The 14432-nt window shown below is 71.0% G+C and carries 11 protein-coding genes; 7 read left to right on the top strand and 4 right to left on the bottom strand.

The window, feature by feature from the left end; translation table 11 throughout:
- Nucleotides 1-143 precede the first annotated feature (143 nt).
- The 6 genes from ABS735_RS08260 (at nucleotide 144) to ABS735_RS08235 (ending at nucleotide 6596) form a co-directional block, all read left to right on the top strand.
- Nucleotides 144-914: a DeoR/GlpR family DNA-binding transcription regulator gene (locus ABS735_RS08260; protein WP_373902210.1), complete on the top strand. Its 771-nt coding sequence runs from the start codon at nucleotides 144-146 to the stop codon at nucleotides 912-914.
- Nucleotides 915-1004: 90 nt separating this feature from the next.
- The gene (locus tag ABS735_RS08255) at nucleotides 1005-2375 is read left to right on the top strand and encodes an ABC transporter substrate-binding protein (RefSeq protein WP_373902209.1); all 1371 of its coding nucleotides are present in this window, start codon (nucleotides 1005-1007) and stop codon (nucleotides 2373-2375) included.
- Entirely contained in the window at nucleotides 2372-3316 is a 945-nt protein-coding gene (locus ABS735_RS08250) for a carbohydrate ABC transporter permease (protein ID WP_373902208.1), read from the top strand. Before ABS735_RS08255 ends, ABS735_RS08250 begins: the two co-directional genes overlap by 4 nt.
- Entirely contained in the window at nucleotides 3313-4188 is an 876-nt protein-coding gene (locus tag ABS735_RS08245) for a carbohydrate ABC transporter permease (protein WP_373902207.1), read from the top strand. Before ABS735_RS08250 ends, ABS735_RS08245 begins: the two co-directional genes overlap by 4 nt.
- Entirely contained in the window at nucleotides 4185-5174 is a 990-nt protein-coding gene (locus tag ABS735_RS08240; protein WP_373902206.1) for a zinc-dependent alcohol dehydrogenase family protein, read from the top strand. The genes ABS735_RS08245 and ABS735_RS08240 overlap by 4 nt, the downstream gene beginning before the upstream one ends.
- Before the next feature lie 207 nt (nucleotides 5175-5381).
- A complete protein-coding gene (locus ABS735_RS08235; RefSeq protein WP_373902334.1) occupies nucleotides 5382-6596 on the top strand; it encodes a TerD family protein in 1215 nt (404 codons plus the stop codon).
- A gap of 48 nt (nucleotides 6597-6644) precedes the next feature.
- On the opposite strand, the gene ABS735_RS08230 is transcribed toward ABS735_RS08235, so the two are convergent.
- The 4 genes from ABS735_RS08230 to ABS735_RS08215 all read right to left on the bottom strand — a co-directional run bounded on the left by ABS735_RS08230 (nucleotide 6645) and on the right by ABS735_RS08215 (nucleotide 12104).
- On the bottom strand, nucleotides 6645-7205 hold the full coding sequence (locus tag ABS735_RS08230) for a TetR/AcrR family transcriptional regulator (RefSeq protein ID WP_373902205.1): 561 nt from the start codon (nucleotides 7203-7205) through the stop codon (nucleotides 6645-6647).
- A 94-nt stretch (nucleotides 7206-7299) separates the two neighbouring features.
- The gene (locus ABS735_RS08225; protein WP_373902204.1) at nucleotides 7300-8520 is read right to left on the bottom strand and encodes an LAGLIDADG family homing endonuclease; all 1221 of its coding nucleotides are present in this window, start codon (nucleotides 8518-8520) and stop codon (nucleotides 7300-7302) included.
- 111 nt (nucleotides 8521-8631) lie between these two features.
- A complete protein-coding gene (locus tag ABS735_RS08220; protein WP_373902203.1) occupies nucleotides 8632-10098 on the bottom strand; it encodes a PhoX family protein in 1467 nt (488 codons plus the stop codon).
- 581 nt (nucleotides 10099-10679) lie between these two features.
- Complete coding sequence (locus tag ABS735_RS08215) at nucleotides 10680-12104, bottom strand: hypothetical protein (RefSeq protein ID WP_373902202.1); 1425 nt, start codon at nucleotides 12102-12104, stop codon at nucleotides 10680-10682.
- Nucleotides 12105-12420: 316 nt separating this feature from the next.
- Here ABS735_RS08215 and ABS735_RS08210 point away from each other — a divergent pair, with 316 nt between their 5' ends.
- Entirely contained in the window at nucleotides 12421-14259 is a 1839-nt protein-coding gene (locus ABS735_RS08210; protein ID WP_373902201.1) for an endonuclease/exonuclease/phosphatase family protein, read from the top strand.
- Nucleotides 14260-14432 lie beyond the last annotated feature (173 nt).

Genomic DNA, 14432 nt, shown 5'->3' with positions numbered 1-14432 from the left:
ACGCAAACGGGCACACCCGGGCAGTATCGGATCCGCAACAGGCCTGGTCAGTGCCGCGCGGCCGCTGTAGAACTTCCCCCAAGGGCCACACGGGCCCGAACGGGCAACCACACGGCGACGAGGCGGTGAGGCAGGTGTTCGGCATGAACACACGGACGACGGAAGAACGTCGGCACGAGATCGTGCGGGTCGCCCGCGCCACCGGCTCGGTCGACGTCACCGCGCTCGCCGCCGAACTGGGCGTCGCCAAGGAGACCGTACGACGGGACCTGCGCGCCCTGGAGGACCACGGCCTGGTCCGCCGCACCCACGGCGGCGCCTACCCGGTGGAGAGCGCCGGGTTCGAGACGACTCTCGCCTTCCGCGCCACCAGCCACGTGCCCGAGAAGCGCCGGATCGCGTCCGCCTCCGTCGAACTGCTCGGCGACGCGGAGACGGTCTTCATCGACGAGGGCTTCACCCCCCAGCTCATCGCCGAGGCCCTCCCCCGCGACCGGCCGCTGACCGTGGTCACCGCGTCCCTGCCGGTGGCCGGCGCGCTGGCCGAGGCCGGCGACACCTCCGTCCTGCTGCTCGGCGGCCGGGTCCGCTCGGGCACCCTGGCCACCGTCGACCACTGGACGACGAAGATGCTGGCCGGCTTCGTCATCGACCTGGCGTACATCGGCGCCAACGGCATCTCCCGCGAGCACGGCCTCACCACCCCCGACCCCGCGGTCAGCGAGGTCAAGGCGCAGGCCATCCGGGCCGCCCGCCGCACGGTGTTCGCCGGCGCGCACACCAAGTTCGGGGCGGTGAGCTTCTGCCGGTTCGCGGAGGTCGGCGCCCTGGAGGCCATCGTCACCAGCACGCTGCTGCCCTCGGCCGAGGCCCACCGCTACTCACTCCTCGGCCCACAGGTCATCCGCGTCTGAGAACAGTCACATCCAGTCCCCGCACGGCACACCCGCACCTCCCACTGTCCCTTACTTCCCTGTACCTCCCCATACGTTCAGGAGCGATCCATGCGAACCCAGAGCCGACGGAGGCCGCGAGCCACGCTCGCCATGGCCGCCGCAGGGACGCTGCTCGCCCCGCTGCTCACCGGCTGCTGGGTCGGGGCGGGCGGCGCCGGATCCGGCGGCAACGCCATCAACGTCCTGATGGTGAACAACCCGCAGATGGTCGAGCTGCAGAAGCTCACCGCGGACCACTTCACGAAGGACACCGGCATCAAGGTGAACTTCACCGTCCTGCCGGAGAACGACGTCCGCGACAAGATCAGCCAGGACTTCGCCAACCAGGCCGGCCAGTACGACGTCGCCACCCTCTCCAACTACGAGATACCGATCTACGCCCGCAACGACTGGCTGCACGAGATGGACACCTACGTCGCGAAGGACCCGGGCTACGGCGAGGAGGACATCCTCGGCCCGATGCGCGAGTCCCTGACCGGCGACGACGGCAAGCTCTACGGGCAGCCCTTCTACGGCGAGTCGTCGTTCCTGATGTACCGCAAGGACCTGTTCGCCGAGGCGGGCCTGACCATGCCCGAGCACCCCACCTGGTCCCAGGTGGCCGGCTTCGCCGAGAAGCTCGACGGGGCCGAGCCCGGAATGAAGGGCATCTGCCTGCGGGGACTGCCCGGCTGGGGCGAGATCATGGCGCCGCTGACGACGGTCGTGAACACCTTCGGCGGCACCTGGTTCGACAAGGACTGGCAGGCCCGGCTCGACTCCCCGGAGTGGAAGAAGGCGACGAAGTTCTATGTCGACCTCGTCCGCGAGCACGGCGAGTCCGGCGCCGCGCAGTCCGGTTTCGCCGAGTGCCTGAACAACATGACCCAGGGCAAGGTCGCCATGTGGTACGACGCCACCTCCGCGGCCGGCTCCCTGGACGCCGCCAAGTCCCCGGTCAAGGGCAAGATCGGCTACGCGCCCGCCCCGGTGGAGAAGACGGACTCCTCCGGCTGGCTCTACACCTGGGCCTGGGGCATCCAGAAGGCCTCCCGCAACTCCGACAAGGCCTGGAAGTTCGTCTCCTGGGCGTCCAGCAAGGAGTACGAGCAGCTGGTCGGCGACGAGATCGGCTGGTCCAACGTCCCGGCCGGCAAGCGCGCCTCGACGTACGAGAACCCGGCCTACGTCAAGGAGGCCGCCGCCTTCCAGGAGATGACCAGGAAGGCCATCGAGGGCGCCAAGCCCAAGAACCCCGGCCTGCAGCCGCGGCCCGCGCCCGGCATCCAGTTCGTCGGCATCCCGGAGTTCACCGACCTCGGTACCAAGGTCTCGCAGGAGATCAGCGCGGCCATCGCCGGACGCCAGTCCGTCGAGGAGGCCCTGAAGAAGTCCCAGCAGCTCGCCGAGCAGATCTCCGAGGAGTACGAGGGACGATGACCGCCACGACAACGGCCCCCTCGGCCGCACCCGACCACACCCGCCCCGCCGTCCGCCCGCCCTCCGGCCGGCTGCGCGCCTGGGCCACCCGCGCCCCTCTCCTCCCCGCCCTGGTCTTCATGATCGTGGTCACCCAGCTGCCCTTCGTGGCAACGCTGGTGATCTCGTTCTTCGACTGGAACGCCCTCTACCCGGACGCCCGCAGCTTCACCGGCTTCGCCAACTACGGCGACGTCCTCAGCAACCCCGCCCTGCGCAAGTCGGTGTGGACGACGATCCTGCTGACGGTGGCGGTCGTCCTGGTCAGCCTGGTCCTCGGCCTGGCCCTCGCGCTGCTCCTCGACCGGAGGTTCAAGGGCCGCGGCGTGGTCCGCACCCTCCTGATCGCCCCGTTCCTCGTGGTCCCGGTGGCGGCCGCCCTGCTGTGGAAGCACGTCCTCTACAACCCCGAATACGGCCTGCTCAACGGCCTGTTGCACTACGTCGGCGGACCACAGCCGGACTGGATCTCCAACACTCCGCTGCTCGCGGTCGAGCTGTCCCTGGTGTGGCAGTGGACACCGTTCATGATGCTCATCCTGCTGGCCGGCCTGCAGAGCCGGGACCAGCAGCAGATCGAGGCCGCCCGGGTGGACGGCGCGGGCGACTGGCAGATCTTCGTCCACCTCACCCTCCCCCACCTGCGCCGCTACCTCGAACTCGGCGCCCTGCTCGGCTCGATCTACATCGTCCAGAACTTCGACGCCGTCTTCACCATCACGTCCGGCGGCCTGGGCACGGCCAACCTGCCCTACACCGTCTACCAGAGCTTCTACCAGGCCCACGAGAACGGCCTCGCCTCGGCCGCGGGCGTCCTGGTCGTCATCGGCTCGATCATCATCGCCACCTTCGCGCTGCGCGTGGTGTCGTCCCTGTTCCGCGAGGAGGTCGGCCGCGCATGACCGCCACCGCCGTACGCCCCGTCGTCACCGACACCAAGCCCGCACACCCCCGCCGCAGGGCAGGCGCCGGCCTGGGCCTGGTGGCCTGGCTGGTCGGCATCGTCTTCTTCCTGCCCATCGCCTGGATGGCGCTGACCTCCTTCCACTCGGAGTCGGACGCGGCCACCAACCCGCCGTCGTTCGCCGCGTCCCTGACGCTGGACGGCTACCGCGAGTTCTTCGGCGCGGGGGGCGGCGCCAGCCCCTGGCCCGCCCTGATCAACTCGGCGGTGGCGTCGATCGCCTCGACCCTCTTCGTCCTGGTCCTGGCCCTGCCCGCCGCCTACGCCCTGTCCATCCGCCCGGTGAAGAAGTGGACGGACGTCCTGTTCTTCTTCCTCTCCACCAAGATGCTGCCGGTGGTGGCCGGCCTGCTGCCGATCTACCTCTTCGCCAAGAACACCGACATGCTGGACAACATCTGGCTGCTGGTCATCCTCTACACCTCCATGAACCTGCCGATCGCGGTCTGGATGATGCAGTCCTTCCTGGCCGAGGTCCCGGTCGCGATCATCGAGGCGGCGAGGGTGGACGGCGCCAAACTGCCCACGATCCTGGTCCGGGTCGTGGCCCCCATCGCCCTCCCGGGCATCGCCGCCACGTCGTTGATCTGCTTCATCTTCAGCTGGAACGAACTGCTCTTCGCCCGGGTGCTGACGGGCGTGGTCGCCGAGACCGCCCCCGTCTTCCTGACCGGCTTCATCACCAGCCAGGGCCTCTTCCTGGCCAAGGTGTGCGCCGCGTCGCTCGTCATCTCCCTGCCGGTGCTCGCCGCGGGGTTCGCCGCCCAGGACAAACTGGTCCAGGGCCTGTCGTTGGGAGCCGTGAAATGAAGGCCGCCGTCATCGAGTCCGTGGGCCGCGCCGTCGTCACCGAGGTCCCGGACCCGACGCCAGGGCCGCGCGAGGTCGTCGTCGAGGTCGCCGCCTGCGGCCTGTGCGGCACCGACCTGCACATCCTGCAGGGCGAGTTCGCGCCCAAGCTCCCGATCGTGCCGGGCCACGAGTTCGCCGGCGAGGTGGTCGGCGTCGGCGCCCAGGTCACCGAGGTGGCGGTGGGCGACCAGGTGGCCGTCGACCCGTCCCTCTACTGCTACGAGTGCCGCTACTGCCGTACCGGCCACAACAACCTCTGCGAGCGCTGGGCGGCCATCGGCGTGACGACGGCGGGCGGCGCGGCACAGTACGCGGTCGCGCCGGTCGCGAACTGCGTGAAGCTCCCCGAGCACGTCCGCACCCAGGACGCGGCCCTGATCGAACCGCTCTCCTGCGCCGTCCGCGGCTACGACGTCCTCCAGTCCCGCCTCGGCGCCCACGTCCTGATCTACGGCTCCGGCACGATGGGCCTGATGATGCTGGAGCTGGCCAAGCGCACCGGCGCGGCCAGCGTCGACATGGTGGACCTCAACCCGGCCCGCCTGGAGACCGCCCGCGGCCTCGGAGTCTCGGCGTCGGCCGCGACCCCCGACGAGCTGGACCGCCCCCAGGGCTGGGACCTGGTCATCGACGCCACCGGCAACGCGGCGGCGATCCAGGACGGCCTGGACCGGGTCGCCAAGGCCGGCACGTTCCTCCAGTTCGGCGTCGCCGACTACGCGACGCGCGTGCAGATCGACCCGTACCGCATCTACAACCAGGAGATCACCATCACCGGCTCGATGGCGGTCCTCCACAGCTACGAACGCGCGGCGGAGCTGTTCGCGAACGGTGTCCTCGACCCGGACGTCTTCATCAGCGACCGCATCGAACTGGACCGCTACCCGCAGGCACTGGAGCAGTTCGCGGCGGGCGTGGGCCGCAAGATCGTGGTGGTGCCGTAACTGTTGTGCTCTTCCAGCCCGTCCGGCGTTTGAGGACGAGGCCGTTCAGGCCGAAAGGGGGTCTGGGTCGCAGCCCCCAGGGACGGGAAGGGAAGGGGCGGCGGGGGCGAAAACCCTGAGAACGCCGCCCCCACCGCCCCCGACCCGATTGGCCCCCGGGTAAGGGAACGGTAAAACGCCCTCGCTCGTTCACCCGGCATGACAGCTATGACCCCCGGCTCGAACATCCCCCTCTCCGCCGCCCGCGTGACGGTGGACGTCGCCGCGCCCGTGCGGCTCGACGTATCGGGCCTGCTGCTCACCGCCGACGGCAAGGTGCGCTCCGACGACGACTTCATCTTCTACAACCAGCCCACCGGCCAGGGCGTGACCTACCGCTCCGGCGGCGGCAGCGCCCCGGACGCGATCACGGTCGACACCTCCGCCGTACCGCCGGGCATCGAGAAGATCGTCGTCACCGCCAGCCCGGACGCCGCCGGCCAGACCTTCCAGGGCATCGAGCCGACCGCCACGATCCGCAACGCGGACGACAACTCCGTGCTCGCCACCTTCACGCCCCCGCAGCTCGGCACCGAGACCGCCCTGGTGATCGTCGAGGTCTACCTGCGCAACGGCGCCTGGAAAGCCCGCGCGGTGGGCCAGGGCTACGCCAACGGCCTGGCCGGCATCGCGACGGACTTCGGCGTCACGGTGGAGGAACCGGCGGCACCGGCCCAGCCGGCGACCCCGCCGCAGCCCCAGGCGGTCACGCCGCCGCCCCCGCCCGCCGCCGCGCCCACGATGCCCGCCGCACCGCCTGCCCCGCCCGCCGCACCGCCTGCCCCTGCCCCTGCCCCGGGCACCGGCAAGATCAACCTCGACAAGGGCCGGGTCAGCCTCCAGAAGAACCAGACCGTGTCCCTCGTCAAGGGCGGCCGGCCGATGCTCTCCCAGGTCAAGATGGGCCTCGGCTGGGAGCCGGCGTACCGCGGCAAGGACATCGACCTGGACGCGTCGGTCATCGCCTACGGCCCGCAGCGCAACCACATCGACAGCTGCTACTTCGGCAAGCTCTCGATCGTCAACGGCGCGATCAAGCACTCCGGCGACAACCTCACCGGTGAGGGCGGCGGAGACGACGAGGTGATCGTCGTCGACCTCGGCCGGCTCCCGCAGGAGGTCAGCGGCCTGGTCTTCACGGTGAACTCCTTCTCGGGCCAGAAGTTCACGGAGGTCGCCAAGGCCTACTGCCGCCTGCTGGACGCCGCCACCGGCGAGGAGCTGGTCCGCTTCGACCTCACCAGTGCCGAGCCGCAGACCGGCGTGATGATGGCGAAGCTGATCCGCCAGTACTCCGGCGAGTGGGAGATGACCGCCATGGGCGACTTCGTCAAGTCCCGCACGGTCCGCGGCATGGTGAAGCCGGCCGCGCAGGCGCTGTAGACGACCGGACACCGACCCGAGGGGGCCGCCCGTCCTGCCGGGCGGCCCCTACGACCTCGCCAGTCCCTCCATGAGCAGCGCCAGGTACCGCCGTACGGCCGTCCCGTCCACCTCGTCGGCCGCCTCGGCCGCCGTCACCACCCCGTGCAGCAGCCGCAGCACCTCGACGGGCTCGACGTCCCGCCGCAGCGCACCGGCCTCCTGCGCGGCCCGCACCAGCCGGGTCGCCGCGCCGCGCACACAGTCGCCGCACGCGGGGCCGCCGCCCGTGACGGCCGTACCCAGCAGCGCCTTCAGCCCGCGCACCTGGAGCATCCCGACGGCCAGCTCGTCGAGCCACGCCAGGAGCGCCGCGCCCGGCGGCCGCGCGGCCGCGATCACGTCGGCACGGGCCGCGATCGCCTCGAGGCGCTCCAGGTAGGCGGCCTCCAGCAGCGCCTGCCGCGTCGGGAAGTGCCGGTAGAGGGTGCCGACACCCACCCCCGCGCGCCGGGCGATGTCGTCCAGGGAGGCGCCCTCACCGTGCTCGGCGAACGCCTCCGCCGCCACCGCCAGCAGCCGCTCACGGTTACGACGGGCATCCGCCCGCATGGGCCTGACCTGCGCCATTCCCGTCTCCTGCCCGGCGGTATCCTTCCGTCCAGCCTATCCGAGACAGCCACCGCAGCCGTCGCCACCTGTCGAGCCTTGTGGTCGAAGAGGCTCAGGAATCCTCCGACGCTCCCGTCACCAGGCCGTTCACGATGAACAGGGAGGCGGGCCCCACGCCAAGGCTGAAGACGCGATTCCTGCCGGCCGGCTCGACGCTGGTGACTCTGTCCAAAGCGACGCCCTCGTCGTATCCGTGCATGTCACTTCGAGCGGGCTCGACATGTCCAACCGCATGCGCGATCCCTTCCAACCTGGTCGCCTTGTACCCGATACGAAGGCACAGTAGGTGCGCAAGACGCACCACCGCCGTGGCGCGAGAGACGTCAATGATGTGAATCGGGCGCCGTCCGACGAGGCGGTGGCCGTTGACCCAACGTGCAGCCTCGGAGCGCCTCTCGAACACACGGTGTCTACTGGTGATGCCCAGCCGAAGGAGTGCATCGGCGACCTGCCTGGCCAGCACTGGTGAGACGGTGGCATACTCGACCGAACCATGAATGGTGCCCTTGGGATTGCGCCTTTCACGCACATGGCCGTCCGTGTCGATCAGCCCGGAGAGACACCCGATCCAGAAGTCGCGGCTGTACGGCCCATCAGGGAGGTGCTTCTCCGCACAGCCCTGACCCCACACACCGAAACTCCGAAGGCATTGAGTCAGAGGATTGTGCCGCCCCGAAAGGTACGGGAACCTCAGACGCACAATGCTTCCCGAGGGGATTTCACGCACACCGCACCCGTACTCCGCGGCCAGCGTACGCATGAACGACACCGCACCGTCTGCGGGATCACCATGGAATTCGGGCGTACAGGACGTCATTCCACCATCGCCGAGCATGGCACCCACGAAGTAGCCCTCGTCCGAGTTTCCCTGCCTCCCGAAACGTCCGGCCGTCAATGCGAGCGGGATCCGGTCGCCCGGAACAAGGGCGTCTGACCGCTTCCACTCCCATGCCTGGCGGCCCCTTCGGCGTTGTGTCACCCACTCCTGGCCAGGGGCCACCTGCACGACACGTCCGGACACGAACCGGATGTTCAGCGTCTCTTCCAACTCCCCGGAGGTGATGGAGCTGGGCTCGACCGGCACCACTTCGCCGACGGAGTGGTCACGACAACCCTGATGCGGGCCGTAGCGTACTGGCCTCGTGTCCCATGCCTTGTCGTAGGACAACACGGGCAGTCGGCGCTCAACCACCTCCTCAAGGGTTCTCACGGAACCGTCCGGCAACCACACCGGCGCTTCTCCGGCCACCCCTTGCCGCCTCGCCCGTTCCATCGCCTCTCCCCTTGCCGAGCGTCCGTGCACACGACACAGGAACGCTATTTCGACAAGGGGAGATGATGTGTCCCAACCTGAACGGACCACTCGTCCGGGGGATAGAGCGTGTTAACGACGTTGCCGCTTCCAGGGCCCCGTAATCGCCAGCATGATGCCCGGCGTCTGGATGTTGGCGTAGAGGGTCCGGCCGTCGGGCGAGAAGGTGACGCCGGTGAACTCGCTGTATTCGGGGTCGTCCTCGGTGCCCAGGTTCAGTTCGTTGCGGGCGATGGGGTAGGTGCGCCCGCTGTCGGTGGCGCCGAACAGGTGCTGGACGCCCTCGCCGTCCTCGGCGATGACCAGGCCGCCGTACGGGGAGACGGTGATGTTGTCGGGGCCGTCGAAGGCGCCGTCGGCGGACGGGTCGGCGTTGACGCCGAGCAGGACCTTCAGCGTCAGGGTGCGGCGCTTGGGGTCGTAGAACCAGACCTGGCCGTCGTGCGGGCGGCCGGGGCTCTCGTCACGGGCGTAGGAGGAGACGATGTAAGTGCCGCCGTCGGCCCACCACATGCCCTCCAGCTTGCGCGCGCGGGTGACCTCACCGGCGGCGAACTGCTTGCGCACGGAGGTGGTCTTCGCATCCCGGTCGGGGACGTCGACCCAGTCGACGCCGTAGACGGTGCCGGTCTTCGTGGCGCGGGAGAGGTCGTCGACGAACTTGCCGCCGGAGTCGAAGCACTTGAAGGCCTGGAGGACCCCGGCATCGTCAGCGAGGGCGCGCAGCCGGCCGCGGCCGTGCCTGAAGTGCTCGGGCGGCGTCCAGCGGTAGAGCAGACCGTTGGGGCCGGAGGCGTCCTCGGTGAGGTAGGCGTGGCCGCGCTTGGGATCGATGACGACGGCCTCGTGCGCGTAGCGGCCGAGCGCCTTGATCGGCTTGGGGTCGCGGTTGGCGCGGCGGTCCTCGGGGTCGACCTCGAAGACGTAGCCGTGGTCCTTGGTCATGCCGTTCTTGCCGGCCTTGTCCTCGGTCTCCTCGCAGGTCAGCCAGGTGCCCCACGGGGTGCTGCCGCCCGCGCAGTTGGTGGCGGTGCCGGCGATGCCGACCCACTCGGCGACGTGGCCGCCGCGGCGGACCTCGACGACCGTGCAGCCACCGGCCGCGGCCGGGTCGTAGACGAGGCCCTCGGTGAGCGGCACGGGGTGCGGCCAGTCGTCGCGGTGGCCGCCGAGTTCGTGGTTGTTGACGAGGAGGGTGGTACCGCGCGGGCCGTCGAAGGTGGCGGTCCCGTCGTGGTTGGACGGGGTGTACTCGCCGGTCTCCAGCTTGGTCCGGCCGGAGTAGGTGATGATCTCGTAGCGGAAGCCGGCGGGCAGGGCGAGGATGCCGTCCGGGTCGGGAATCAGCGGCCCGTAGCCGACCCCGCCGTGGTCGTGGTGCCCGTCGTGCCCGTGACCGTGCTCCTCCCCCACGCTGTCGGTGTCCGTGGACGCGAGGGCGTTCGGGGCGGTGGCGAGGGCGCCGACGCTGCCCGCCAGCACGACCCCGGCGCCGGTGAGCGCGGATCGGCCGGCAAAGTCTCTGCGGGTGAGCGACATGGTGTCTCCTGTGACGGTGGGCGGGCCGTGGAGGGTGGCGGACCTCGGTCCGGCGTCACGGTTCCGCCCGTGCCTGAACAGAAGTCCCGCCGGTTCCTGAACGGAAGTTGAACTGGCGAAGACGCCTCCCGCCCGCGGACCGATCGGCTCCCGCTTGCGGACCTGCCGCGCTCCCCGCCCGCCGACCGATCTGCTCGCGCTTGCGGACCGGCCGCGCTCCCCGCCCGCCGACCGACCGCGTTGCCCGCTTGCGGGCCGGCATCGCGCCCCGGCCGCCGCACCCCACTGCCACCTCCGACCGCAGGCCCCCTGCCGCTCTCGGCCGCAGACCAGCCGTCTCCTCTCGGTCGCAGACCAGCCGTCTCCTCTCGGCCGCAGGCCAGCCGTCTCCTCTCGGCCGCACAGGCCGACCATCGCGCCCCGGCCGCCGCACCCCACCGCCATCTCCGACCGCGGGCCCCCGCCACTCCCGACCGCAGGCCGCTGCCTTCCCCGGCCCGTCGGTCGGCGCGGTCGGCGGGGCTCCCGCCCTGCTCCGTCGGCCGACGCGGTCGCCGGGGCTCCCCGCCCTGCTCCGTCCGTCAGCCGCCCTGCTGGGAGCGTGCCTTGAACGCCGCCTTGCGGGCCTCCTTGGCGATCTTCTTGTCGGGGTGCAGCCGTCCCATCGCCTCCAGGACCTCCGGCGTGGCGGGGTGCTCGACCCGCCAGACCGTGTCGAAGAACCCGCTGTGCTGGCGGGCGAGGCCCTCGACCAGGGCGCGCAGTTCCTCGGAGTTGCCCTCGGCGGCGAGTTGTGCGGCGACGGTGTCGATGGTCAGCCAGAAGACCATCTCCTGCGGCGGGGCCGGCACGTCCCGGGCGCCGTGCTCGGTGAGCCACACCCGGGCCAGGCCGCCCAGTTCGGCGTCGTCGAGGACCTCCCGCAGCGCGGGCTCGGCCTCCGCGCCGACGAGGGAGAGCGCCTGCTGGCAGCGCAGCCGGCGCAGGGGCGCGCCGGTGTCGGAGCCGCGGGCCGCCGCCAGCAGTTCGCGGGCGGCGTCGAGCGGGCTTCGCCCGGCCAGCCACAGCTCCGTCTCGGCGTGGGCGGCGGCCGGCGGGAAGGGGGCTGTGCCGTCGAGCAGCGCGTCGGCGCCCTTGTCGGCGAGGTCGCCGACGGCGGGGGCATCGAAGCCGGCGTCCAGGAGCCGGGCGCGCAGTCCGTACAGCCCGAGCGGGGTGAGCCGCACCATGCCGTAGCGGGTGACGTCGGCCTCGTCGACGGGGGTGGCGGGCTCCTCGTCGGCGTCGGCCATGAGCGCCTCGTCGACCGGCTGGTACTCGACGAGGCCGACCGGTTCGAGCAGCCGGAACTGGTCGTCCAGGCGCATCATCGCGTCCGACACCTGCTCGAGGACCTCGTTGCTGGGCTCGCCCATGTCGCTGGGCACGATCACGGAGGCGGCCAGCGCGGGCAGCGGCACCGGGGCGTCGCCGGGGCCTTCCTCGCCGACGGTCAGCAGGTAGAGGTTGCCGAGCACGCCGTCGAGGAACTCGGACTCGGCGTCGGGGTCCCAGTCGAGGGAGGAGAGGTCGACCTCACCGCCCTCGGCCATCGCGTCGACCAGGTCGTCGAGGTCGGGCACGCTCGCGTCGGCGAGGACCGCCTCCAGGGCGGTGAGCCAGACGCCGAGCACGTCCTGGGGGGAGCCGGTGAGCAGGGCGAGGTCCTCGCCCGTGGCCACGGTGCCCGCCTCCTCGTCGGTGATCTCGACGAGCCCGGTGTCCACGGCGATCCGCCAGGCCTCGCTCGCGTAGGCGGCGGCGTCGTCCCCGCTCAGTCCGAGCTGCTCGGCCGCCGCGGGCAACTGTTCCTCGACGAGTCCGCCCCCGGCGTCGACGCGGGTGCCGGGACCGGCCCAGCGGGCCAGCCGCGCGGCCCGGGCGAGCACCGGCGCGGACAGCGCGTCGCGGGCCAGCTCCGCTTCGGGGCGCAGCCGTGCGGGCGGCAGGGTGGAGCTGTCTGACATCGGAAGTTTCTCCTCGCGCGCCTCTCGACCGCCGTACGGCCGCATCCGGGCTGCGTCCGGCACTGCTCTCCGGACCGCGTACGGCTCAACGGCTCAGCCTAGACGGGTTTCGCCCCATGCCGCCCGGTTCATCTCCCCGACGGGTGGTGTACATGGCCGAAACCTTGACAACTGACGTGGCCAGGCAGGAGATTGACGCGCGTAGAAAGCGGGGGGAGGACCGGCGGACAAGCGTCCGCTCAGGTCCCACGGGCAGCTGCCGTCCCTCCCGCCCCACCCTCGTCCCGGCGCCACGTCACATCCCCGGAGGGATCCGTTGGCCAGCAAGTCCTCGGCGCGCCTCGCCGCGCTCACCGTCGCCGCCGTCTGCTCGGCGGCGTCCACCGTCGTCCTCACCGTGCCCGCGCACGCCGGTTCCGCCCCGGCCGACCCCGTGCGCGTCCACGACATCCAGGGCACCACCAGGCTGTCCCCGTACGCCGGCAAGCAAGTCACGGACGTGGCCGGAATCGTCACCGGTGTCCGCGGTTACGGCTCGTCCAAGGGCTTCTGGATCCAGGACCCGCGGCCGGACGCCGACCCGGCCACCAGCGAGGGCGTCTTCGTCTTCACGAGCACGGTCCCCCAGGTCGCCGTCGGTGACGCGGTCACCGTCTCCGGCACGGTCTCGGAGTACGTGCCCGGCGGTACCTCCTCGGGGAACCAGTCGCTGACCGAGATCACCCGCCCGACGGTCACCGTCGTCTCGAGCGGCAACGCGCTCCCGGCAGCGACGACCGTCTCCGCCCGCTCCGTGCCGCGCGCGTACGCCCCCGAGGGCGACGGGAGCGCGAACGGGTCGGTCAACGCCCTGCCGCTGAAGCCCGCGAAGTACGCCCTGGACTACTACGAGTCCCTGGAGGGCATGAACGTCCGGGTCTCCGACACCCGCGTGGTCGGCGCCTCGGACCCGTACACCGAGCTGTGGGTCACGGTGAACCCCCGGGAGAACGCCAACCGCCGCGGCGGCACGGTCTACGGCTCCTACGACGACCAGAACACCGGCCGGCTGCAGATCCAGTCGCTGGGCAAGCCGGCCGACTTCCCCGCCGCCGACGTGGGCGACACGCTCGCCGGCACCACCGCCGGTCCGCTGGACTACAACCAGTACGGCGGCTACACGCTGGTCGCGAGCGAGATCGGCACCCTGGAGCGGGGCGGCACGGAGCGCGAGTCGACGCGCCGTCAGAGCGCGCGCGAACTGGCGGTGGCGACGTACAACGTGGAGAACCTCGACCCGTCGGACGGCACCTTCGCCGCGCACGCCGACGCGATCGTGCACCACCTGAAGTCGCCCGACATCGTGTCCCTGGAGGAGATCCAGGACGACAACGGCGCCACGGACGACGGCACGGTGACGGCCGAGGCGACGGTCGGCAAGCTGATCGACGCGATCGTCGCGGCCGGCGGCCCGCGCTACGACTGGCGCGGCATCGACCCGGTCGACAAGGCGGACGGCGGCGAGCCCGGCGGCAACATCCGCCAGGCGTTCCTGTTCAACCCGGAGCGGGTCTCCTTCACCGACCGGGCGGGCGGTGACGCCACCACGGCGACCGGCGTGCGGAAGGTGCGCGGCAAGGCGGCGCTGACCCTCTCCCCCGGGCGGGTCGACCCGGCGGACCCGGCCTGGGAGGACAGCCGCAAGCCGCTGGCGGGCGAGTTCGTCTTCCGCGGCCGGACGGTCTTCGTCATCGCCAACCACTTCAACTCCAAGGGCGGCGACCAGGGTCTGGCGGCGCAGTACCAGCCGCCGTCGCGCAGCTCGGAGACCCAGCGCCACGCCCAGGCGAAGGTGGTGAACACCTTCGTCAAGGAGATCCTGGCCACCCAGAAGAACGCGGACGTCGTCGCCCTCGGCGACATCAACGACTTCGAGTTCTCGCAGACCGCCCGCATCCTGGAGGACGACGGCGCCCTGTGGTCGGCGGTGAAGTCGCTGCCGAGGAGCGAGCGTTACTCGTACGTGTACCAGGGCAACAGCCAGGTCCTGGACCAGATCCTGGTCAGCCCATCGGTCCGCCGCGGCCACCTGTCCTACGACAGCGTGCACGTCAACGCCGAGTTCCACGACCAGATCAGCGACCACGACCCGCAGGTGCTGCGGTTCCGTCCGTAACCGGTCCGCGGTGGAAGAAGGGGGCCAGGACGTCGGGGCGGAGGAGCTGGGGACGGGCGTCGGTGCGGCGAGTCGTGCCGGCCTCCGGTGATCGGTGGTCGTCGGGTGCACGGTGCACGGTGAGTGCACCCACCACCCTCCGACCTCGGCCAAAGTTGAGGTCAAGTCCCTTC

This window comes from Streptomyces sp. MMCC 100 (assembly GCF_041538145.2).
GTDB lineage: Bacteria > Actinomycetota > Actinomycetes > Streptomycetales > Streptomycetaceae > Streptomyces.
The sequence above is the reverse complement of the archived record's forward strand: the minus strand, read 5'-3'. Positions and strand labels throughout refer to the sequence as shown.